Genomic DNA, 20,742 nt, shown 5'->3' on the forward strand with positions numbered 1-20,742 from the left:
ATTTAGTTATAATGTACATATTGTTTTATTATTTCTAAAGGAGATTCCTATGGATTATAAAATCGCATTCTTCGATGTGGATGGAACGATAACACACCACGAGGATGGCAGCATTTCAAATCATACGAAAGATGCCATAACAGCATTAAAGAACAAAGGTCTAACAGTTGTGGCAGCGACTGGCAGACCCTTATCCATGTGCAATGAAATTAGAGAATTAGGCATAGATACGTTCATCACGGCAAATGGTGCTTTCGTGAAACACAATCAAGAAGTGCTTCATAAAGTGGCAATGGATAAGACGATCGTGCAAGAAGTGTTTGAATTTGCGAGTATAGAAAACCATGGTCTTTCTTTTTATACAGAAGAGTTCAGCATGAACGGTGTAAAAGACTCTGAAATCTTAAACGCATTGAAGGAAACATTGTCTTTAAATAAGTATCCAGCGATCAATGAGCTAATTTATCAAGAAGAGGTCTACTTAATGTGCTTGTTTGCTTCAGACGAAGCAGTTGAGAAATACATACAAAAGTTTCCACATCTAACCTTTAAAAGATGGCACCCTTTCGTATTGAATGTATTACAAGAAGATGTATCTAAATCGTTAGCCATTCTAAAAGTCTTACAGTTCTTTGGCATTGACCGATCGGAAGCTATTGCCTTCGGTGATGGAGATAATGACATTGATATGCTGGAATTAGCGGGGCTTGGAGTAGCTATGGGGAATGGAAGCGAAAAGTTAAAAAGTGTTGCAGATTTTGTTACTAAAAGATCCAGTGAAGACGGAATTGAATTTGCATTAAAAAAGTATGGGATCATTTAGCCCCATACCTAAAAGGTCTCTATTTACATTAATTTCCAAGTTCAAAATCATTCTAAATCCGATTCAGCCATTAGATTCCTTATTAATATTTTACCATAAATAACCTCATAATTGTAGTCTTGTTTTTGAATAATTTACCAATATAATAAGTGTGTTACACACCTAGATGGACATTGATTGAGTGATATGACTCACAAAAACAGGAGGAATCTATCAATGAAACAGAGAGTAATCGGTCATAACGGTCCGTTAGTTTCTGAAATTGGTCTTGGTTGTATGGGGATGTCATGGTTATATGGTCAAGCTGATCGAAGCGAAAGCATTGCAACAATCCACACTGCATTGGATGGCGGTATTACACTCTTTGATACAGGAGATTTATATGGAGACGGACACAATGAATTACTTCTACATGAAGCATTTCAAGGAATCCAAAGGGAAAATGCGTTCATTTCAGTAAAATTCGATGGCAAGCTGCACCCGCTGGGCAAGAATCATCAGGGGAGTAATAACCACCCTCAAACCATAAAGAATTTTCTTGAGGATACCTTACTGCGACTCGGTGTTGAATACATCGACCTTTATCAGCCTGCCACTGCCAGCCTCAATCCAAATGTACCTGTTGAAGAAACAGTTGGTGCAATTGCAGATATGGTAAAGAAGGGATATGTGCGTTATATTGGTCTTTCTGAAGTAGGTGTGGATACCATTCGACGTGCACATGCTGTACATCCGATCAGTTGGGTACAAAGTGAATACTCCCTTTTTAACAGGGGTATCGAATTAGATATATTACCGACATTACGAGAATTGGGCATTTCACTTTCAGCTTATGGAGTTCTTTCGCGAGGATTGCTAAGCGGAAAATGGTCAAAAGAAAGAGTGTTGGATTTGGATGATAAGCGCCAAAAAGCTCCAAGGTTTACGAGCGAAAATCTCGAAACGAATTTAGCACTTGTCGAGGCTTTGCGTAAGATTGCTAATGAAAAGGAAGTAACTGTTGCACAACTCGCCATTGCATGGGTCCTATTGCAGGGTGATGATATTATCCCATTAGTGGGAGCAAGAAAACGTTCACAACTTCAGGATTTATTTAATGCGGTTCATCTACATTTAAATTCAGAAGACTTAAAACGAATTGAAGAAGCTGTGCCTCCAAATCTCGTTGCAGGTGAATATTTCGCTGTACCTCGAAGCAAATGGTTCTTCTAACAAATCTACTATCCTTTTAATTACTTCTTTTTGAATATTCCGCTTTAACATTGGCGATAATGGTGTTGTGAATATTTACTGAAAGGAGTGTTGAAACGGATGAACAATAAAGATTATACTGCTGCAAATCTATCGGATAATTTAGTAAGTGAGATTAAATCTTTTGAGGAAAAACTAAAAGGACAGTCTAACAAAGATGTTGTGGTTATCGCCTATGAAAAGGGATCAGGTAACGCAAAGTAACTATCACTAAAAAAACGCTCAGATTTTTTTCTGAGCTTTTTTTTTATTCCATTAAAGCACTATTCAGCTGCACAAACAAATCCATTTCAGTATTTGAAAAAGGTTATTAAACAGGTTTACGCCATACTAATGAATATCTCCAAAAAAGATGAATTTTGAATTGATTCGCTGGCAAATAAGTATCAAAAATGCTAATTAACTCTTTTTTACTTAAGTATCTATCATGTTTCATATGTTCTTGCATTGCTATTAGCTCTTTTTCGGTCTTCAAGCGCTGAGGTTTTGTTTTTAGATAATAACGATTTAGCGGAATTGCTAAAAGATCAGGTAAATAATCCCAACGAGTAATTTGATTATATAAATCAAGAAATATGAGAACTCCACCTGGTTTTAGCGCCTTCTTTAACTTGGGCAATAACTCGTGAAGGTTGATATGATGTAAAACTGCAAAGGATGAAAAACAATCTAATGACTCATCTTCAAATGAATACTCTACTATATCTTCCGCCTTATACTTAATATTTCGATATGACTTAGAAAACTCGATCGCTTTTTTTATCGTGATAGGAGATACATCAAATCCATAAACCTGCTCTGATTTGTCTGCTAGTTTCCTGGCAAACTCACCTGTTCCGCAGCCTATATCTACCGCCACTTTACAATCATCAGGTATAAAGCGCAGAAGATAATCATGATAGTGATTATTGTGATCCCATTCCAACTCTTGGACCGCAAATTTACCAATTGTATCAAAGTCTTCTTTTACTTTCTTCATATTCTGCATTCGTATCTCATCCCTGATATCAAATCATTGTTTCAAACTTTCCGAGATTAATACACATGTTAATTGAATAAGAAACGATTAAATCCATTTTGCAAACCAGGCTACATAGTAGGCAGCAGGGATAAATAGAAGTTGCGCTACAACCGTCCCGAATAATTTCGAACTAACCATTGTCAATGAGTAACTTTTTAAGTAAATGTAATCACATTGTTTCTTCATTACTCTATCAGCTAGGACTGAAGCTTTCGGATCGATAAATAAGGTTAGTAAAATTGTTGCAATACCGTTAATGATACCTGATGACATTAATGCAGCCTGTGCATAATCTTTAGGTACTAGCATTGATGCATATATTGAGGAAAGCACTCCAATAGTAAATACCGCAGAAACTATTACATTTATAACAAAAAGACGTTTTGGAATCGTCTTTAAGGTTACGCCCTTTAAATAAGTCAATCTTGGTTTTCTAAAGCACTTAAATACATTTTTAATTCCCTTTGAATTAAATTGATTAATAAATAGGGCAATTACAGAACCACGTTGGTTTGACAGTTGTACGATGGCTCGAGAAAAAATATTTATGAAAGTTGGAAAAAGTAAGATTCCAAATAAAACTCCAAAAGATGTTACTCCAATTAATATTCGATATTGCTCTTCTTTAAAAGTTAATTTGTTCACATCAGGTGCTTCAGCTATAAGTTTTGCGGTTAGAGGCTGCTGGATCATTGTTGAAAATCTAGAAACAATCACTAGTGTGCTGAACAAAGATATTGCAGTTGCGATTAATTGCACTCTTGTCCCAGAAATTCTAGTTGAATAAGCCAGAGTCTCTATCATTGTGATAATTAATAGAAATAAAGATATTGTGATTAACTTACCAGTAATTAGTTCCATAATAAACCCCTTAAAAAAAATTCAAAATAAGCTACCAGAATTATTTATTAGATGAATTTACTAAATTATTATTACTTTTTTCCCTTTCATGCCACTTAGTTTCAATAAAAAAGTGCACTTCTCCTTCTTGGAGCAATGCACCGTTTAACTAAATAAGAAGTCATTTATTAAAATAGAATATTTTATTCATAGTTTTCATTAATGATTGCAAGTACTTGATGATCCTCCCACTTACCGTTTATCATCACGTTTTTCTTTGAGATTCCCTCCTTATGAAATCCTGTCTTCTCCAATATTTTAATAGACCCTGCATTATGTGGCATTACCTCGGCTTCTATTCTATGAAGCTTTAATTCTTCAAACCCAAAATCAACGATTAATTTAAGAGCTTCTGTCATATATCCTTTTCCGTTTTCCTCTATATCAAGAGAGTATCCTACCATACCCTTTTGGGCAGGTCCTCTTTCTATTTTAAATAAACTTATTTGTCCGATTAGATCATTGGATTGATTCAGGTAAATACCAAAGGAATAGCTTAAATCACTATCCCTGGTTTCCTCTGCCTTTTCCATCCTTTTCAATTGCCCTTCTAAGGTATAGAATTCAGGATCTCGATTAATGGAATATTGGCTGAAAAAATCTTTGTTCCTAATTTCAAGTTCTAATAAGGATGCTGCATCACTAATTTTTTAGCGGTTTTATAAAAATCTTTGTACATGTTTTCACTAACTATACCTCCATTAAGAGACTAATAGATACATCTCATTTTTATTCCATTATAAAAGGGGTATTTCCTCCAGAAATTTAACTACTTTATTTTTTCACCATTCCCTACAAGACTAACCAACAGTTCATTTGGTATGCCTTTGTCCTCCTTCAGCTTTTTTGCCTTTTTTTATAAAGTGATAGTCTCTTTTGATTTTCCCTGTTTTCTTTGTACGTTAATTAAAGTAAATGACAGTAGCGCAGACGCGCCAATTAGGCATGCTCCAAACACATACACCCACCTAACTCCGATCACATCTGCAACCCATCCAAAAATAGCAATTGAAATACTAGTAATTGTCGATAAAACGATATTTCTGGAAGCATAGATCTTGGGGAGAAGATCGCTATCCACGTTTGTTTGAATGGCCGTTTGCTGTGAGACATCTCTCAATTGGTAAGCTGGCCCCATTAAAACACAGAGAAACAGAGAAAGGATGGGTACGCTGTTTAAGCCATACAGCAGGGTGAACAAACTGAATAGTGCAGATCCTATTGCCATATTGATAATTAAATGTTTTTGTATTTGTTTAGCCATCCAATAAGTCAAGATGCCCCCGAGAATTGTTCCTATGTAGTAACTTGAATTGATATAGCCCCACCATTGTACATCTTGATGCAATGCCTCTTTCACATAAACTAATGTAATCGCACCTACCCAGATTGTTCCTGCCATTCCTTCAATCATATCCATGATCGTAACTAATCTTAACGTTTCGTTATTCCATAGATGTGACCAACCTTCCTTGATCATCATCCATTTTGATTGAGTTGTTTTGTGCTGATTATTTTCTAATTTGATGGAACCCGCAATAAAAGACAAACAAACTGCAGCAAGCCATAGCAGAATTGCGGCACCTATTAAAGTCGGCATATGCCCGAACTTAATCACGAGCAATCCGGTGAATGTATACCCTGCAATCTGTACCGCTTGATTCGTCACGGATAGTGAACTGTTTGCTTTTACTAGATTCTCTTTTTCCACTACTTTCGGTACTACCGTGCTTAAAAGCGGACTTCCCCATCCCTCAATGAAAGATATGATCAAAACACAAAAAAGCAGTAAAGTCATATTCGAGGTTATAAAAGGAAAACCAACGATTAAACAAGTTATGAGGCTAGCTTTTATGAAAGGAATAAAGACTAGTAATTTTGAAAAAGAAAATTGTTCAAGGATAAGCGGTGCTGTAAACCCTGCTGCTAAACTAGCCAAAGCTCTTAATAGAGGAAAAAGAGCCGCAAAAAACGCAGAACCTGTTTGTTGGTATATAAAAGTGGTAATGACCATGATATAAATAACATCCGCTAACGAAATACTAGCAGAGGCAAACCAATAACAATAAAATGGTTTTTTCATTAGTGAGACCTCCCTTTAAGTATGGGAAACCAAAATCATACAACTAAATTATGACTTTCTTGCACTTATTATACAAAAATGTTTATTAAATGTAACTAAAAAAAGACCTAGTTGGCCTTTTCTAGATACATGAAGGAATAGGAAATTCTATGTTTTTATACTTACTGTCTGTATTTTATTCATTCTATCCTTTTTTTCGGCTTCATTTTTATATTCAAAAAAGCCTAAACGATTTCCCCAGGGGTCCGCAAATGTCGCCCACCTCACTGGAACCTCTTCTCTTACGTGTATTTCAAAAGGCTCTACTTTCATTTCGCTTATCATTCTATTTCTCTCGTCTTCAATGGATAAAACACCAAAACGCAGTGGTCCACTTTCCTCAGTTGGTATACCTTCAGCTACTTGCAGCCAACAGCCAGGAAGCAGTTCCCATTCTGCAAATCCATCGTGTGGTGTAAAATCAGGTTCCTTATTTAATAAAGTTTTATACCATTTTAACCCTTCGCTAAAATCAGATACTCGAACTTGATAGGTCATTTCATAAATCATCTATTATCCCCCTTCATAAATTTATTTTAAAAGCATCAGGGCAAAAGGAGAAATGATCATGATGAACGGGCTTGCTAAAAACAAAATAACACTTGTTTTGGAATTTACTTTTAGAATGAGAGAGTTGATCAAAAGTGTAACGATGAATATCCCTGCAATGATGTAGATTTGAACAGGCAGTAATTCCATATCCGGTCCTAAAACAGGATTAGAAATATAGGAGAAGAATGGCACTAAAATCATATAGATCATGATTGCCAGATACCCGAATATCAAATTTGAGATAATGAAAGCTAAGATTCTTATCTTTGTCATTTTTTGCTTAGAGTCATTCATTTTATTTCTCTTAAACTCCAAAAAGAGATAAAACATAAAACTGATCATTAAGAAGATTGCTAGTTCAAAAATATTCGTAAAAAAGTTCACCTTAACAAAAACTAGCATCATCAGAAACCAAAATAAATGCGGGATAAAAAATAAAACCTTATACATGACTTCAGCTTTCTCCTTTTTTGTTGATTGGCATTTGTGTTTATTGTAAATTTTACCACAAATGGAATGGATATATGGATAAGAATTTTCCTTTTCAAACGCCTTTAATAGGGTCTGCAGGAGAAAATCAGACTGTCTATTTCTTAAGTTGACCGAGCTTATTAAATAGCTAATAATTCTCTTTCATGATAATATGTTTGATTGTTATAGAAATCGGAGTCTGTTTGTTTGAAAGGGGATCTCTATGAGAAAACAAATCATGACTGCTTTATTGCTTGTGACGGTGCTTGCTGCTATGGAAGGAACCATTGTCAGCACAGCGATACCGCGCATTACGAGTGACCTTTCAGGCATTGAACTCGTCAGCTGGGTTTATGCTGTGTATATGCTCGCAACAGCCGTATCGACACCGATCTACGGAAAACTTGCAGATTTATTTGGTAGGAAGAAAGTTATTCTATCCGGTATCATCCTTTTCCTGGCGGGTTCTGCACTTTGCGGGATCGCCATGTCCATGGAACAGCTGATCTTTTACCGCGCCATTCAGGGACTTGGTGCTGGAGCCGTTATGCCGATAACAATGACGATTATTGGCGATCTTTATTCAGAAGCGAAAGATCGGGCAAAAGCGCAAGGATGGATCAGTGCTGTATGGGGAGTTGCTGGTGTATTGGGTCCGTTAATGGGTGGATTTTTAGTAGATACGCTTTCTTGGCGCTATATCTTTTTCTTAAATATTCCGTTTGGTTTACTAGCTTTCTTGCTGCTGGTCATCAATTATAAGGAAGATCTATCAAAAGGCAAACCATATATTGATTATTGGGGAGCTGTCACTTTTTCGCTTGGGACAATCGCTTTTCTTTATGCGCTATTAACAGGCAGCCAGAATAATGATTGGGGCAATCCGTTGATAATCGGTTTGTTTATTGCTGCAATTCTTATCTATGCTTGTTTTGTGTACATAGAGAAAAAATCTCCGGAACCGCTTATTCCGCTCAATCTTTTTGCAAACCGCAGCGTACTGATCGTGAATGGTCTGACATTAATCTCTGGTGCTGTGGTAATCAGCATCACCATCTACCTGCCAATATGGAGTCAGGGCGTAATGGGAAAAACAGCGACTGAAGCTGGTTTCGTGCTCATGCCACTGCCTGTTTGCTGGACAATTGGTTCACTCGTTACAGGTAATCTTGTCGGACGTATGAAAGAAAATTGGATCATCACACTTGGACTTACTGTGGTCAGTATAGCATCACTGATCTTTTTCACACTAAGCACAACCTCCCCCTCTTTCCTGATCTATTTTGCATCAGCCATATTGGGATTAGGAATGGGACTGATCACACCGATTTACATGCTGATCATTCAAGGCTCCGTTCCTTCTAACAAAAGAGGGGTAGCCGTCGCATCGAATACGTTTACGAGTACTTTCAGTCAGACCCTTGGTTCAGCCGTTTTTGGAACCATTTTCAATATGGTGACACTCTCAAAAGCGGAAAAATCCGGACAGGGAGATCTTGATCTGAACGCCTCATTTGAGCACGGAAGTCTTCCTGCTAAAAAACTTTCACAGCTGCAGGATATCCTAGCTTCAGGGATGCACGTCATCTATGGCGTATTGTTCGTGATGATAGTTATCGGCATTGCTATTTCATTTTTGTTAATTAAAGAAATGCGGCAATCTGCAGATAACTAAAATTAGGGCTGGCTCGTCTTAATGGTGAGTCAGCTTTTTTGGGGCTGATAGGGCTTCAATCATGCTTTCTTCAGTATCGCCCGGACATCATCGTTAAAGCATGCCGCAAAAAAGGATGACCCATTTGAACTTGGGCCATCCCTTTTTTTGTTTAACCTTAACGATATTGTTTTGCGCCTACATATTTGTCTTTCCAGTAAGAGCTGTCGAGTTCGCTTGTTGTTACACCTTTTGAAGATGAAGCATGTTTGAACTTGTTGTCTCCAATATAAACACCTGCGTGACTCGGTCCGTTCCCTTCAAGGTCAAAGAACACAATGTCACCAACAGCTGGGTTGTCGACTTTTGTTCCTTCTGCATACATTTCATCAACCGTGCGTTTTAGCTGAACACCTGTACCTTCATTGAAGATATATTTTAAGTATCCGCTGCAGTCAAAGCCGTCAGGGGTATCTCCGCCCCAAACATAAGGCGTACCTTCGTATTTTTCTGCAGTATCTACAATCGCTTTTTTACTGAATACACCTAGCGCTTTGTATGTCTCTAATCCTGTTACTCCATCAACCGCGATTCCTTTGTCATCTTGCAGTTTTTTCACGGCTGCTGTTGTGTAGTCTCCATAGTAATCAGTTGTTTTGTCATAAGTAAAGTAACCTTTTTTATCTAAAGCTTGCTGAAGATCTTGTACGTCTGAATTCTGCATCTCAGGTTTTAAGTTCTGGTCACCAAGCGCGGCATGACCTACTGCCGGGTTGAATGCCACAACACCTGCTACTGCTAGTCCTGCTACTAAATTTTTCAAAGTACCATCCCCTTCTATTAATTCGTACCTGACCCATACTAACAGCCAAATATAACAAAGGGGTTTTAAAGCGATTACAGCGAAATAACAATTATCATGAAATATATGAGAAATCACATATTTCGTTACGAAAGAGCTAGTCGAACCTTGTCAGGTGGTGTCGATTCGTGTTTATTTGAGACGATAGTCTGTAAAATGGTTAGATTGCCTCGGTAAATTGTTTGATTATCCTGAAGAATTGTCTGATTAGTTTAAGAAAATGTCTGAAGGCTTGATTAAATGTTTGCAACGATAGAATTATTATCATTATTCAGGTTTTCGGATCCATTCTTCAAAAATATCAGCAAAATATTTTAAGAATCTATCTCTCTCCCTTAATGTAAATTGATAAAATGAATAAAGGAGAATGGAAATGTGGAAGAGAATTGAATGTGTGGCCATTTAAAAATGATTTAAGTATTGGGGACAAGACTTTCATGAATAAAAAAATAGCGATCGTTACCGGTTCTTCCAGCGGGTTCGGCATGCTGAGTGCAGTTGAGCTGGCGAAGGCTGGATTTGAAGTGATCAGTACGATTAGGAATATGGATAAATCAGAGAGTCTGCTCAAATTAGCAGATGAGCAGAACGTTTCGGATTCCATACGTCTGCATCCGCTCGATGTGACATCGTCTGATTCGATAAATGAGTTTAAACTGTTTTTATTACAGCTGGGTCATGTTGATGTACTCGTGAACAATGCGGGTTTTGCGGCTGGCGGGTTTTGTGAAGAGCTTTCAGTCGATGATTATCGCGCTCAGTTTGAAACGAACGTCTTTGGCCTGATTGCCGTTACGCAAGCTGTTCTTCCAGTCATGAGAAAAAAGCAGCGCGGGCGGATCATTAATATTAGCAGTATCAGCGGCCGGTTTGGATTTCCGGGCATGTCACCGTATACGGCATCAAAACATGCGGTCGAGGGATTCAGTGAAAGCCTCCGTCTTGAAGTGAAACCGTCCGGAATTGATGTAGTGCTCGTTGAACCTGGTTCCTACCAGACCAACATTTGGTCGACGCTTGATAAGATAACACTCAATCCAAAATCACCTTACCACACTTATATGGAAGCCATTTTGAACAACATCGGCAATGTAAAAGTAGTGCATGGAAACCCGCTGGATGTTGCGAAACTTATAACCCGTATCGCCACAATGAGTAAAACACCAAAGCTTCGCTATCCGATCGGAAACGGAGTGAAGATGAACATCTTCATGAAAATGATCTTGCCGTGGAAGACGTTAGAGAGCATTATTTTGAAGAAACTGTTAAAAAAATAGGCTGTTTTCTAAAAGACACTGTTTTTTTATAAAGATTTTGTGAAAGTGGTCAGTTGTGATTCAACCACTTCTTCGTCTCAGCTTAATATCCATCAAAGTTACGAAAACAGAAAAAGCCCGTCCACTTAAAAAATGGCGGGTTTTTCTGCTTATATTAATTTATTTTCTAATTTTACGAAAAATGCTTTGGATAAACGTTCAAGTCATTTAAAGCTTAATTAAATTCCATCACCGAATTCAAACATTAACAAAGAATCATTTACTCCCTAAATAATCTTCAAGTGCTTGCTGCAAGGTAGCCTTCGTAATAGCTTTATTTTCAAACGTTAAGCCGAGTCTTGTAACTTTCCTTACGATTTCAGGACGCAGCCCGGTAATCACACACTCACACCCCATCATATTGGCGCCTTCCATAATTCTCATCATGTGTTCGATAACCTCTGACTCCATCTCAGCAATTCCAGAAAGATCCATAACTAATGTCCCAATACGTAACTTACTAATCTCCAAAAGTACTTTCTCTTCAATCGTGCTGGATCTCGACATATCGATGTGTCCAATTAGAGGAAGTACACAAACTTTTGAAGTAATCGGAATGATCGGGACAGAAAGATTTTCAACTAATGCTCTCTGCGCTTCAATTAATTGATCCTTAAATTCAGAATAGCTCAGAAAGAACGTATTTAAAAATTGATCGACACTATCATTTATTTGCCGTTCGAGATCATAAAAACTGATGGAATCATTGTTTGTATTCTCTTCATCATACCTTTGCAGAAAATGCCATATCGTTCTTCTGATGGCTTGTACCCATTCCAGCTTAAAAGCTAAGGTTAAACTATGAGAAGCCCATGAAATACCTTCGTTCTTTGCGAATATTTCAAGTTCCTTGTTATTCCCTTTGAGTGCATACATGACTAGCTTATGAGCATTGTTTAAAAGGTCTATGTTTCCGATAAATTGAATTTCTTCAATTTTGTTGCGAACATTTTTTGCTTCGTTTAATAGATTATCTTGAAATTCATCCCGGTTACTTGTGAAATATTCAACATAATCCTTTTCCAGCGTCAGCCCCATCATTTTCACTCCTTATGAAGTAATAATTTTTCTAACAATTCTATTATGTCATATTCGATAAAAAAAGGAAGATTTAAAGCATAAAACAAGACTGCCCTTTTACCTGGCAGCCTTGCTGTTTATTTGGAACAGATTCCTTATTTCGTGTGCTTGATTAATTGTTTCTGCTTTAATGTCAACGTTTAGTTTACGAATATTATCACAATAGATGTGGAGTTGTTTTGCTTTTGGATCACTAAGATATGAAGCGAAATTATCCAGTTTGTCTACTTCACTTAGAATTTCGGCTTTCGTGTCTGCATTCTCAATCCTGTTACAACAAGAGTTGATTTGATCATAAACAGACATGATTTCCACCTCCTCTATTATGCTATTAATATTCCCCCTAATTTTCTTTTGAAACAATTACCATTATTGAATATAACTTTTTTTACATGACTTTTGTCGGCACAGTCAAGTTCTCTGCTATTGGCAGATTTGTTTTTAAAGTTTTCATTGGAGAAAACCAGAGCCACAATACACATACATAAAGGTATATTTCCACAAATACGTTTTGGTGAAATGGAGATCAGAATCAACTAAGTCAAAACGGATAAATGTTTTTTCGATTGATAGGCGACTAAATCTTCGCCTTTCTTTAACCGGTGCACAAAGTCTGGATTGGCAAGCAATGGTCTGCCAAACGCTGCTAAATCAATAATATTTTTTTGAATAGCTTTATTTGCACTTGTTGGGTTCAGATTCCCGACTCCAATGATAGTTCCATCCCAATAGTCCCTGACGAACTGGTGAAAAGTTTTTCCATCGGAGATCACTTGATCAAAATGATTGGTTGATGGATGAATCACTTTAATACCAACTTCCTTGAAGACTTCTATGAACGATTTTATCGCGGTTTCAGGATTAGTCCACATATAATCAGGAATATCATCCTTTAGTGCAGAAAACCGAATCATTGTTTGATCTATACCTGCTTCATCAATCACTGCTTTTAGAACTTCTTTCATAAAAGTAAGTCGTTGAGCCAATTCTCCACCATATTGATCTTTTCTTTGATTGGAGATATCTGAATTAAACTGGTCGATTAAATAGCCATGAGCACCATGTATTTCTATACCATCAAACCCAGCATTCATTGCGTTGAGAGCAGCTTGCCTATATTGATGGATTACTTCTTGTATTTCTGCTATCGTCATTTCTTTAGGCATTTCAAAAGGCTTTCCAAAACGGTGTACATTCCCCTTTGCTTTAATAGGAGAAGGTGCCAGTGGCTGAATACCGCCAGTTATTTCATGGTGAGTAAGCCTGCCCACATGCCATAGCTGTGCAATAATGATTCCACCTTCATTGTGTACAGCATCCGTTACTCTTTTCCACCCTTCGACCTGTTCTTTTGAAAACAAACCGGGGAGATTAAAAGTACCCTTACCGCTCGAACTTACAATAATCCCTTCTGTAATAATAAGACCGATGCCATCTGCAGCACGTTTTCTGTAATATTCAACGACATCATTGCCAACGACGCCTGTTCGGTAGTCTGCAAAACACCTCGTCATGGGGGCCATAACAATTCGATTTCTTAAATGCCAGTTCCCAATTTGTACAGGTTCTAATAATTTTGAATGAGAATCCATATCTTTTGCCTCTATTCTCTTATCTGATTTACTATTATTTTAGAAAATTACTAATCTTTCTTACAGTTAGGAACAAATGAATTTTAATGAATTTACCTGTAAAATAAAGTTAGAATCGTCAGTTTGCCAATACTTTTAAAGTGATTACCTATGGAGGTAGAAAAATGGACAGGATTGATAAAAAAATACTAATCAATCTTCAAGAACAAGGCCGAATATCTATGACAGAACTAGGAAAACTTGTTGCCTTGTCACAGCCAGCTGTTACAGAACGAGTACGGAGACTCGAAGAAAAAGGGATTATCGATCACTACCGAACGGTTGTTGATCCGAAAAAAGTTAGCTTAAACACATCCGCTTACTTGCTGTTTCATACAAAAGACTGCGATAAGTTCATTCAGTTTTGCAATGAATCACCTGATGTGATCGAACTTCACAGAATAAGCGGTCAATATAATTATTTGCTAAAGGTCGTAACAGAATCCATGGTTGCGCTTGAGGCTTTTATCAACGCCAGCGGAAAGCATGGAGATTCCACTACGCTAATTGTCCTGTCATCACCGATTGCATTAAAAAGCATCATTCCAATCGTTGAAGAAGATTAATTTTTTTGAAACCTATCCTCTGACCGAACGTATTTTCCTTGTCGGTAAAAAAGTTCAAAAAGATTAGTTTAGGGAAAAAGAATATTGAAGGTACTTGAAATCGCCATTTTGCATGCAAAATATCATCGTAAAAAGGAGGCTGTTTTGAGAAGATTACTTCTATTACTCTTTTCTCTCACACTTTTAATGAGCTGCAGTGTTGGTGTACGTCATAATCAAAATCTCGAACAGTCTATCCTGTCAGCTCAAAAGAAAGATACGAAAGTGGATCTGAATGAACTAACAGATTTCAAATGGGATAAAGCCTTCCTGTTTCCTCCCTATACTGATCAAGCAACAATCAATGAAACACTTGGTTTTACTTTTAATGACCCTAGTGAAATAAAAAACAGGGATGACATTTATCTATTAATCTTTGTAAATGAAGAAAAAGTGGTTCAGTATGCAAAGGTTTCGAGGAAATATGGCGAATTAATACCTGAGGAAGAAATCATTACACCTTCAAAGGCAGTATTGAAGGTAGCACGATTATAATTGTTTACTAAATGGAGGAATTGGAAAATGAACAATCACGAGATTGATTACAAAATTTATGGAGACGACATGCAGTTTGTAGAGGTGGAGCTGGATCCAAATGAGACAGTTATCGCTGAAGCCGGTGCCTTGATGATGATGGAAGACGGCATCGATATGGAGACGATTTTCGGAGATGGCTCTTCAAACGCTGGCGGCGGTCTAATGGGCAAACTTTTCAACGCCGGAAAACGTGTGTTGACTGGTGAAAGCTTATTTATGACGACATTCACAAATCAGGCACATGGCAAGAAGCATGTATCTTTTGCTTCCCCATATCCTGGAAAGATCATTCCCATGGACTTAAGTGAGATGGGCGGAAAAGTGATCTGTCAAAAAGATGCTTTCTTAGCAGCAGCTAAAGGGGTTTCTGTCGGAATCGAGTTCCAGCGTAAAATCGGAACAGGTTTCTTCGGTGGTGAAGGCTTCATCATGCAAAAGCTTGAAGGTGACGGAATGGCTTTCGTTCATGCAGGTGGAACGATTCATAAAAAAGAGCTTGCTCCTGGTGAAGTCTTACGTGTAGATACGGGCTGCCTAGTAGCAATGACGAGCGGTGTTGATTACAGCATCGAAATGGTAAAAGGCGTGAAGACAGCATTGTTTGGCGGAGAAGGGTTGTTCTTCGCAACATTAAGAGGACCTGGAACTGTTTGGATTCAATCCCTTCCTTTCAGCCGTCTTGCTAGCCGTGTATTCGCAGCTGCACCTAGCCGCGGCGGATCTTCCGATGAAGGAAGCCTCGCAAAAGGTGTTTTCAATATGTTGAACGGTGATTGATTAAGGATATTTTTAACAAGCAGTTAAAACCGAGGTTTTGACCTATTTCTGCTGTCATTGAGATGACGAATAGGAAAAAAGTGGATTCATCCATTTTAAAGCTATAAAAAACATACAAAAAGCTATCCGTGGCGGATAGCTTTTTGTATTGAATTACTTCCTATTATCATTTAATGAAAAGCCAATATAAGTTAAGGCTTGCTCTAAATTAGCTCGAATAATTACATCGTCAAACTCAATATTTGATTGAATAACCTTGATTGCCATTTCTGGTCTAATCCCTGTAAGAATTGGTGTAATTCCCAACAGTCTTAACGCTTTTACTAAATGTATTAAATAGTGGGCCACATCGTTATCAATATTGCTTACGCCAGATAAATCAATGACAAGATAATTCAGAGATAATGTTTGACTTCTATTTAATACGATTTCCATTAGCATTTGAGCACGCGCTTCATATAAGTTTCCGATAATGGGCAAGATTGCGATACCCTTCACAACAGGAACAATCGGAACTGATAATTGATGGATAGCATTATTGGCCATATCTAGCTCGAGTATATATGTGAGCAACGAAGAAAATGTCTCGAACATATGAATGTGTTTATCGGTAAATTCAATAGATTTAGTATCTAGCCCGCAAATGGTTCCATAATTCTCCCCATTTTCAAAATAAACCGGTATTCCTATAAAGGAACCGCTGCCTAAATTTGCAGTTACATTTAAGTTTCTGGTTAATTCGTTCTGATTTATATCAGGGATCAATAAGGGGTTTCGGCCGTTATCTACAGATAGCTTGCAATACGTCTCATTAAAAGGTAATATACTTCCCTCTTCTAAAAGAACTTCCTCTCTATTAAACACTTTAATAATTTTATTCGTATGCTTATCATTTTTAGCAATAAATATAGTATTTACATCAACGAATTCACTTATGAGCTGAAGAATACTTGTAGAGGCTTCTTCAATAGACTTAAACTTTGCAGGAACTAATTTCTCATAGTCAGTTAACTTTTCTTCCATTTAATTGATTACCTCTTTACTCCATTTTTTGAATAATGATTATGTGATTCTCTACCAATTGTACCACTCTATTTATCATTTCAAACTATTGTTACTTATTCGAAGAAATCGGGAATGAATGACTATGTTCATAAGGGAGTGATAACGATGAAAAAAGCGATGATTATTTGTAATCCTTCTTCCGGAAAAGAAGAAGCAGAAAAAAATGTAGATCGTGTAAAAGAGATACTCATCAAAAAAGAATTCACAGTCGATTTGCGCATGACGGAAAAAGAAAGGGATGCCGAAAATTTTGCTAAGCTTGCTTGTCGAGAACGGTTTGATGTTGTCGTTTCGATGGGTGGAGATGGAACATTAAATGAAACGATAAATGGATTGGCCGAACAAGAGCATCGTCCGGAATTAGGCATTATTCCTTTAGGAACTGTGAACGATTTCGCTCGTGCCCTTCATATCCCGCTAGAGCCTGATCAAGCGATCGAGTTATTAACTGAAGGATATACGAGACCAGTAGATATAGGAAAAATAAACACAACTTATTTCATGAACATTGTTGCTGTTGGAGAAATTGCAGAAGCTTCGTTTTCTGTGTCTGCCAAACAAAAAACACTTCTTGGACCTCTAGCTTATTTTATTGAAGGGCTAAAAACCTTGACTTCAAACCATTCTTTCCCAATAAAACTTCAGCATGATAACGGAACATGGGATGGTGAGGCATTGTTGATATTAGCGACTCTAACCAATTCAGTTGGAGGATTCGATAAAGCTGCACCTGACGCTAAAGTTGATGATGGACATTTAAAATGCATTATCATTAAGGATGCATCTATTTTTCAAGTGATGAAGTTAACTGCATCACTCCTCAAAGGAGAACATATAAATCATGATTCAGTAGAATATATCAGTACATCTGCTATAAAAATTTCTTCTTCACATCCATTATGTTCAAATGTGGATGGTGATCAAGGGTGTGAACTGCCTCTAGAACTTCATGTCTTACCAGAGCATATACAAGTATTTGTGCCTTAGGACTTATTTTTAAAACTGCAAAAAAAGAGAGACGTGCGATTCTTGACACGTCTTTTTTTAAAAATCAATAATCCAGTTTCTCTGCTGAAGCCCGCTGATGCTCTACTGATGAAGACAATCGTTCATTGTTCATCATCAAAGCTGTGATGAAAGCGAGTGCTGTCGGGATGAGCGCCCACAAGAATGTATATGTGATTGATGAGGATAGTGCTGCTGTAATTTTTTTATTTCTCACATGTTCTCAAATCAGCTTGGACTCAAATTTAGGCTGTAAACAAGCTTCACTTCAGAGTTGTACAACATATGAATATTCTGAGTTCAGATTTTTGAGACAAGGAGGGAAACTTATATGTATAACAACAATCCGTATAACCATCACCACCAGCATTCTTATGAGGATTCAATGAATGTTGACCGTCCTGATGGATTTGAAGATGATGTGCCTTCTACTCCACCGCCGCAGCCGCTTACACAGCAGTTCGGCCAGCAAATCCCGCAAGGATTTTTTACAACTCAGGCACAATCTTATCAAATTCGATCCATGATATGCCGCTGTTTAGGGAATTGGGGATTATTAGGTCTACGTTTCCAAGGACCTTTCGGGCGTGAAATCTGGTTTTATCCAACGGATGTACGGCGTAATAATGTATCAGGTTACACGTGGCAAAACGGCAGACGTCAGCGTGTTCGTTACAATTACTCTCAAATTCGTAACTTTCTGTGCTTTGGTTAAACAAGAAAAAAACCGCTCTCAATTTAAGAGAACGGTTTTTTGTGTTTATTGCCTGCTTATAAAATATCACCAAGGATGCCATCTAAGATACCTTCATCATCTACGTCATCGTGATGATTCCAGTTATCGTTGTCATCCCAATTATCGTTATCCTCATCCAAAATATTTTCGAGATCAAGATTTGCATCAAGATTCAAGTCTAAACGTGAGCTGTCTTCATCACTCCAGCCATTGTCCATTGCCCATTGCTGCAATTCATCTTCTGACATACTTTCGGCTTTCGCCCAAGCCTGAAGATCAGCTTCTTCCCAATCATTTGATTTTGCCCAGCCTTCGAATTCTGCTTTTGAAACGTTGTCCCCGTTTTCAATCGCAGCGTTCAGTTTTGTGCTGAGATCTACAGATGTGCCGTTATCGTGAGCAAAGGCTGCTGTACTTCCTCCTAATGCCAATCCCACTGCTAGTCCTGTAGTTGCAAGCTTTTTCATCATGATTCATCACACTCCTGTAATTTTTTTTCTTGCACTAAGCTAACGGAGCGGATGGCGAATCGGATCAGTTTAATTGTAAATATAAGGCTATAGGAGTGGTTAAATTCAATAAATTTCCTGATGTATAGTAGATTTGCAGTCCTTTAACACACTATTAAATGTATTTTTATGGTAAGTTTAATTAAAAAAGAATGAAACTCTACATATCAAAGGAGACAAAATATGAACACAGCAGCACAAAAGTATTGGGATGACTTTTGGGAAAGTGAAGGTAAGAATAAACCGGCGTCGGTAAGCGCGTGGCAATTCGGAGCTGAACCTGATCATTTAGCTCAATTAGTTATAGATGGTGTTAAAACTGCCACTTGTTCTGGCTTAATTTTTTATGAAATGGAAAACGAACCTCTGCCTTCCGTTGGAGATTATAGCATCATATTAAGCAGCAAAGACGTGCCTCTTGCCATTATCAAAACAACAGAGGTAAAAACAATGCCCATGAATGAAGTCCCTGAAGATTTCGCAGTTGCAGAAGGCGAAGGCGACAGATCATATCGATATTGGAAAGAAGCTCATGTAGCGTTCTTTACTGCAGAATTAAGTAAAATGGGGCTCGAATTTTCAGAAGAAATGTTGCTTGTTTGTGAGCGATTTAAATTAATAGATGTAAAATTATAAATAGACCGCCTTTCGAGAAGGCGGTCCATTTTCTGTTAGTTGACGGTAAACCTTAATAATGCGCGCTAGAATATATACATCAAATCTACTTATTCTTTCGTAAAAATAACATAGTACAGTATTCAGAATAAATTTTAATGAGTAACTTGTTTATGGTAGTCACCCTGTCTTAGTAAATATTTAGCTTTTGGGAAAATTCAGCTGCCAGGAAACCCCGAATTTATCTTGCAGCCATCCAAATTTCGCACTAAATGGAGACTCGCCGAGCGGCATAAGGACCGTACCTTCTTCTGATAGTTTCTCAAATAAACGATCGATTTCTTCTTCTGATTCACAGTCAACATATAGGGACATCGAAGGGGTAAAATTGAAATCATGGTCCACCGTGCTGTCGATGCACATAAACTTCTGTCCCTTTAAGGTAAAGATTGCGTGCAGTACTGTCCCGTCTTGTTGGTGCATAACTTTTGTGATCTCACCATCTTCAAACAAAGTTGTATATAGATTCATAGCTTCCTCAGCTTGTCCTGTAAACATTAAAAACGTTGTAATCTTTTGATTTGCCTTCATGTTGATCATCTCCTTATTAACCTTTTGGGTTCTAGTTAGCTTCGATATTTTCATTCAATAACCTTCAAAAAAGTTTAAACAGAACTCGAATTGAGCAATTTCCAATCTTTGCATTTTCCCCCTTTAGATATACACTATCCATATTAATGAAGATAAGGAGTGGTCGATTGGCATGCTGAGGGATTTTATTGATTTTATGTTTGATTTATTTTCTAATGGTAATTTCACAGGACTCGATACACGAAGAATCGATGCCCATATTGATGAGCTGAAAACCTATGATTGGTTTAATAGGCTTTATCATGATGAAAAATATAGAAAATTCTTTTTTACGAATGTTCATGTTCGGAAATATTTACAGAGCAAACGCCGCGTTAATAAAATCATTGATAACACTAAAGCCCGTGAGAAATTTATTATATTCCTCGAAAAACAATCGAAAAAAGGATAGGGGTCTGTCCCGGGACAGACCCCCTACAATTTTACGGTAGTGTTTTTTTATTTTTGCACGTTTCCTAAATTGGCTGTAAAGTTCACATAAACTCCGGATTTTTCCACATACCGGAGCTATTTCCACTCCTAAAACTACCTCATTTCCACATAAAAACGTTTTACAGAG

The 20,742-nt window shown here is 37.5% G+C and carries 25 protein-coding genes and 1 pseudogene; 12 read left to right on the forward strand and 14 right to left on the reverse strand.

Annotated features, from left to right (window positions below; all coding sequences use genetic code 11):
• Positions 1 to 49: 49 nt before the first annotated feature.
• The 3 genes from RGB74_RS13920 (at position 50) to RGB74_RS13930 (ending at position 2,278) form a co-directional block, all read left to right on the forward strand.
• Complete coding sequence (locus RGB74_RS13920; RefSeq protein ID WP_310759897.1) at positions 50 to 823, forward strand: Cof-type HAD-IIB family hydrolase; 774 nt, start codon at positions 50 to 52, stop codon at positions 821 to 823.
• 216 nt (positions 824 to 1,039) lie between these two features.
• Entirely contained in the window at positions 1,040 to 2,035 is a 996-nt protein-coding gene (locus RGB74_RS13925; RefSeq protein WP_310759898.1) for an aldo/keto reductase, read from the forward strand.
• A 99-nt stretch (positions 2,036 to 2,134) separates the two neighbouring features.
• Positions 2,135 to 2,278 (forward strand): hypothetical protein, encoded by a 144-nt coding sequence (locus tag RGB74_RS13930; RefSeq protein WP_310759899.1) that lies wholly within the window; start codon positions 2,135 to 2,137, stop codon positions 2,276 to 2,278.
• Positions 2,279 to 2,384: 106 nt separating this feature from the next.
• On the opposite strand, the gene RGB74_RS13935 is transcribed toward RGB74_RS13930, so the two are convergent.
• The 6 genes from RGB74_RS13935 to RGB74_RS13960 all read right to left on the reverse strand — a co-directional run bounded on the left by RGB74_RS13935 (position 2,385) and on the right by RGB74_RS13960 (position 7,119).
• Positions 2,385 to 3,062 (reverse strand): class I SAM-dependent methyltransferase, encoded by a 678-nt coding sequence (locus RGB74_RS13935; RefSeq protein WP_310759900.1) that lies wholly within the window; start codon positions 3,060 to 3,062, stop codon positions 2,385 to 2,387.
• 78 nt (positions 3,063 to 3,140) lie between these two features.
• Positions 3,141 to 3,956 (reverse strand): lipid II flippase Amj family protein, encoded by an 816-nt coding sequence (locus RGB74_RS13940; protein WP_310759901.1) that lies wholly within the window; start codon positions 3,954 to 3,956, stop codon positions 3,141 to 3,143.
• A 182-nt stretch (positions 3,957 to 4,138) separates the two neighbouring features.
• Entirely contained in the window at positions 4,139 to 4,642 is a 504-nt protein-coding gene (locus RGB74_RS13945; RefSeq protein WP_310762886.1) for a GNAT family N-acetyltransferase, read from the reverse strand.
• Positions 4,643 to 4,851: 209 nt separating this feature from the next.
• Positions 4,852 to 6,078 carry an MFS transporter gene (locus RGB74_RS13950; RefSeq protein ID WP_310759902.1) on the reverse strand — a complete coding sequence of 409 codons (1,227 nt, stop codon included), beginning with the start codon at positions 6,076 to 6,078 and terminating at the stop codon, positions 4,852 to 4,854.
• Positions 6,079 to 6,225: 147 nt separating this feature from the next.
• A complete protein-coding gene (locus RGB74_RS13955) occupies positions 6,226 to 6,627 on the reverse strand; it encodes a VOC family protein (protein WP_310759903.1) in 402 nt (133 codons plus the stop codon).
• Positions 6,628 to 6,648: 21 nt separating this feature from the next.
• On the reverse strand, positions 6,649 to 7,119 hold the full coding sequence (locus RGB74_RS13960; protein ID WP_310759904.1) for a hypothetical protein: 471 nt from the start codon (positions 7,117 to 7,119) through the stop codon (positions 6,649 to 6,651).
• A 244-nt stretch (positions 7,120 to 7,363) separates the two neighbouring features.
• Here RGB74_RS13960 and RGB74_RS13965 point away from each other — a divergent pair, with 244 nt between their 5' ends.
• The gene (locus RGB74_RS13965; protein WP_310759905.1) at positions 7,364 to 8,815 is read left to right on the forward strand and encodes an MDR family MFS transporter; all 1,452 of its coding nucleotides are present in this window, start codon (positions 7,364 to 7,366) and stop codon (positions 8,813 to 8,815) included.
• A gap of 157 nt (positions 8,816 to 8,972) precedes the next feature.
• Here RGB74_RS13965 and RGB74_RS13970 read toward each other — a convergent pair whose 3' ends face one another.
• Positions 8,973 to 9,617, reverse strand: coding sequence for a C40 family peptidase (locus RGB74_RS13970; protein WP_310759906.1), 645 nt, complete (start codon positions 9,615 to 9,617; stop codon positions 8,973 to 8,975).
• A gap of 476 nt (positions 9,618 to 10,093) precedes the next feature.
• Between RGB74_RS13970 and RGB74_RS13975 the strand changes: the two genes are divergently transcribed.
• Entirely contained in the window at positions 10,094 to 10,933 is an 840-nt protein-coding gene (locus RGB74_RS13975) for an oxidoreductase (protein ID WP_310759907.1), read from the forward strand.
• Between the two features lie 255 nt (positions 10,934 to 11,188).
• Here RGB74_RS13975 and RGB74_RS13980 read toward each other — a convergent pair whose 3' ends face one another.
• The 3 genes and pseudogenes from RGB74_RS13980 to RGB74_RS13990 form a co-directional block, all read right to left on the reverse strand.
• Positions 11,189 to 12,010: an STAS domain-containing protein gene (locus RGB74_RS13980; RefSeq protein WP_310759908.1), complete on the reverse strand. Its 822-nt coding sequence runs from the start codon at positions 12,008 to 12,010 to the stop codon at positions 11,189 to 11,191.
• Between the two features lie 99 nt (positions 12,011 to 12,109).
• On the reverse strand, positions 12,110 to 12,358 hold the full coding sequence (locus tag RGB74_RS13985; RefSeq protein WP_310759909.1) for a hypothetical protein: 249 nt from the start codon (positions 12,356 to 12,358) through the stop codon (positions 12,110 to 12,112).
• 230 nt (positions 12,359 to 12,588) lie between these two features.
• Positions 12,589 to 13,632, reverse strand: a pseudogene (locus RGB74_RS13990) (alkene reductase); the annotation flags it as partial.
• A gap of 176 nt (positions 13,633 to 13,808) precedes the next feature.
• On the opposite strand from RGB74_RS13990, the gene RGB74_RS13995 reads away from it, so the two are divergent.
• The 3 genes from RGB74_RS13995 to RGB74_RS14005 all read left to right on the forward strand — a co-directional run bounded on the left by RGB74_RS13995 (position 13,809) and on the right by RGB74_RS14005 (position 15,602).
• A complete protein-coding gene (locus tag RGB74_RS13995) occupies positions 13,809 to 14,249 on the forward strand; it encodes an Lrp/AsnC family transcriptional regulator (RefSeq protein ID WP_310759910.1) in 441 nt (146 codons plus the stop codon).
• A gap of 144 nt (positions 14,250 to 14,393) precedes the next feature.
• Positions 14,394 to 14,783: a hypothetical protein gene (locus tag RGB74_RS14000; protein WP_310759911.1), complete on the forward strand. Its 390-nt coding sequence runs from the start codon at positions 14,394 to 14,396 to the stop codon at positions 14,781 to 14,783.
• 27 nt (positions 14,784 to 14,810) lie between these two features.
• Positions 14,811 to 15,602, forward strand: coding sequence for a TIGR00266 family protein (locus RGB74_RS14005; RefSeq protein WP_310759912.1), 792 nt, complete (start codon positions 14,811 to 14,813; stop codon positions 15,600 to 15,602).
• Positions 15,603 to 15,755: 153 nt separating this feature from the next.
• Here the strand turns inward: RGB74_RS14005 and RGB74_RS14010 are convergent, their stop codons facing one another.
• Entirely contained in the window at positions 15,756 to 16,625 is an 870-nt protein-coding gene (locus RGB74_RS14010) for an STAS domain-containing protein (protein ID WP_310759913.1), read from the reverse strand.
• 147 nt (positions 16,626 to 16,772) lie between these two features.
• Here RGB74_RS14010 and RGB74_RS14015 point away from each other — a divergent pair, with 147 nt between their 5' ends.
• A complete protein-coding gene (locus RGB74_RS14015) occupies positions 16,773 to 17,654 on the forward strand; it encodes a YegS/Rv2252/BmrU family lipid kinase (RefSeq protein WP_310759914.1) in 882 nt (293 codons plus the stop codon).
• A 64-nt stretch (positions 17,655 to 17,718) separates the two neighbouring features.
• Here the strand turns inward: RGB74_RS14015 and RGB74_RS14020 are convergent, their stop codons facing one another.
• Complete coding sequence (locus RGB74_RS14020) at positions 17,719 to 17,889, reverse strand: hypothetical protein (protein WP_310759915.1); 171 nt, start codon at positions 17,887 to 17,889, stop codon at positions 17,719 to 17,721.
• Between the two features lie 114 nt (positions 17,890 to 18,003).
• On the opposite strand from RGB74_RS14020, the gene RGB74_RS14025 reads away from it, so the two are divergent.
• Positions 18,004 to 18,387, forward strand: coding sequence for a hypothetical protein (locus RGB74_RS14025; RefSeq protein WP_310759916.1), 384 nt, complete (start codon positions 18,004 to 18,006; stop codon positions 18,385 to 18,387).
• Positions 18,388 to 18,443: 56 nt separating this feature from the next.
• On the opposite strand, the gene RGB74_RS14030 is transcribed toward RGB74_RS14025, so the two are convergent.
• The gene (locus RGB74_RS14030) at positions 18,444 to 18,878 is read right to left on the reverse strand and encodes a hypothetical protein (protein WP_310759917.1); all 435 of its coding nucleotides are present in this window, start codon (positions 18,876 to 18,878) and stop codon (positions 18,444 to 18,446) included.
• Positions 18,879 to 19,100: 222 nt separating this feature from the next.
• Between RGB74_RS14030 and RGB74_RS14035 the strand changes: the two genes are divergently transcribed.
• Positions 19,101 to 19,553: an ASCH domain-containing protein gene (locus RGB74_RS14035; protein ID WP_310759918.1), complete on the forward strand. Its 453-nt coding sequence runs from the start codon at positions 19,101 to 19,103 to the stop codon at positions 19,551 to 19,553.
• A 180-nt stretch (positions 19,554 to 19,733) separates the two neighbouring features.
• Here the strand turns inward: RGB74_RS14035 and RGB74_RS14040 are convergent, their stop codons facing one another.
• A complete protein-coding gene (locus tag RGB74_RS14040) occupies positions 19,734 to 20,123 on the reverse strand; it encodes a VOC family protein (RefSeq protein ID WP_310759919.1) in 390 nt (129 codons plus the stop codon).
• A 172-nt stretch (positions 20,124 to 20,295) separates the two neighbouring features.
• On the opposite strand from RGB74_RS14040, the gene RGB74_RS14045 reads away from it, so the two are divergent.
• Complete coding sequence (locus RGB74_RS14045; protein ID WP_310759920.1) at positions 20,296 to 20,574, forward strand: hypothetical protein; 279 nt, start codon at positions 20,296 to 20,298, stop codon at positions 20,572 to 20,574.
• The last annotated feature ends 168 nt before the right edge of the window (positions 20,575 to 20,742 follow it).

The sequence above is a fragment of the Bacillus sp. NEB1478 genome, from assembly GCF_031582965.1.
Classification (GTDB): Bacteria; Bacillota; Bacilli; order Bacillales; family Fictibacillaceae; genus Fictibacillus.

Excerpts from the sequence above, each read along its gene's own strand:
- RGB74_RS13920 (WP_310759897.1), top strand. The coding sequence starts at position 50 with ATGGATTATAAAATCGCATTCTTCGATGTGGATGGAACGATAACACAC.
- RGB74_RS13925 (WP_310759898.1), top strand. The coding sequence starts at position 1,040 with ATGAAACAGAGAGTAATCGGTCATAACGGTCCGTTAGTTTCTGAAATT.
- RGB74_RS13930 (WP_310759899.1), top strand. The coding sequence starts at position 2,135 with ATGAACAATAAAGATTATACTGCTGCAAATCTATCGGATAATTTAGTA.
- RGB74_RS13935 (WP_310759900.1), bottom strand. The coding sequence starts at position 3,062 with ATGCAGAATATGAAGAAAGTAAAAGAAGACTTTGATACAATTGGTAAA.
- RGB74_RS13940 (WP_310759901.1), bottom strand. The coding sequence starts at position 3,956 with ATGGAACTAATTACTGGTAAGTTAATCACAATATCTTTATTTCTATTA.
- RGB74_RS13950 (WP_310759902.1), bottom strand. The coding sequence starts at position 6,078 with ATGAAAAAACCATTTTATTGTTATTGGTTTGCCTCTGCTAGTATTTCG.
- RGB74_RS13955 (WP_310759903.1), bottom strand. The coding sequence starts at position 6,627 with ATGATTTATGAAATGACCTATCAAGTTCGAGTATCTGATTTTAGCGAA.
- RGB74_RS13960 (WP_310759904.1), bottom strand. The coding sequence starts at position 7,119 with ATGTATAAGGTTTTATTTTTTATCCCGCATTTATTTTGGTTTCTGATG.
- RGB74_RS13965 (WP_310759905.1), top strand. The coding sequence starts at position 7,364 with ATGAGAAAACAAATCATGACTGCTTTATTGCTTGTGACGGTGCTTGCT.
- RGB74_RS13975 (WP_310759907.1), top strand. The coding sequence starts at position 10,094 with ATGAATAAAAAAATAGCGATCGTTACCGGTTCTTCCAGCGGGTTCGGC.
- RGB74_RS13980 (WP_310759908.1), bottom strand. The coding sequence starts at position 12,010 with ATGGGGCTGACGCTGGAAAAGGATTATGTTGAATATTTCACAAGTAAC.
- RGB74_RS13985 (WP_310759909.1), bottom strand. The coding sequence starts at position 12,358 with ATGTCTGTTTATGATCAAATCAACTCTTGTTGTAACAGGATTGAGAAT.
- RGB74_RS13995 (WP_310759910.1), top strand. The coding sequence starts at position 13,809 with ATGGACAGGATTGATAAAAAAATACTAATCAATCTTCAAGAACAAGGC.
- RGB74_RS14005 (WP_310759912.1), top strand. The coding sequence starts at position 14,811 with ATGAACAATCACGAGATTGATTACAAAATTTATGGAGACGACATGCAG.
- RGB74_RS14010 (WP_310759913.1), bottom strand. The coding sequence starts at position 16,625 with ATGGAAGAAAAGTTAACTGACTATGAGAAATTAGTTCCTGCAAAGTTT.
- RGB74_RS14015 (WP_310759914.1), top strand. The coding sequence starts at position 16,773 with ATGAAAAAAGCGATGATTATTTGTAATCCTTCTTCCGGAAAAGAAGAA.
- RGB74_RS14025 (WP_310759916.1), top strand. The coding sequence starts at position 18,004 with ATGTATAACAACAATCCGTATAACCATCACCACCAGCATTCTTATGAG.
- RGB74_RS14030 (WP_310759917.1), bottom strand. The coding sequence starts at position 18,878 with ATGATGAAAAAGCTTGCAACTACAGGACTAGCAGTGGGATTGGCATTA.
- RGB74_RS14035 (WP_310759918.1), top strand. The coding sequence starts at position 19,101 with ATGAACACAGCAGCACAAAAGTATTGGGATGACTTTTGGGAAAGTGAA.
- RGB74_RS14040 (WP_310759919.1), bottom strand. The coding sequence starts at position 20,123 with ATGAAGGCAAATCAAAAGATTACAACGTTTTTAATGTTTACAGGACAA.
- RGB74_RS14045 (WP_310759920.1), top strand. The coding sequence starts at position 20,296 with ATGCTGAGGGATTTTATTGATTTTATGTTTGATTTATTTTCTAATGGT.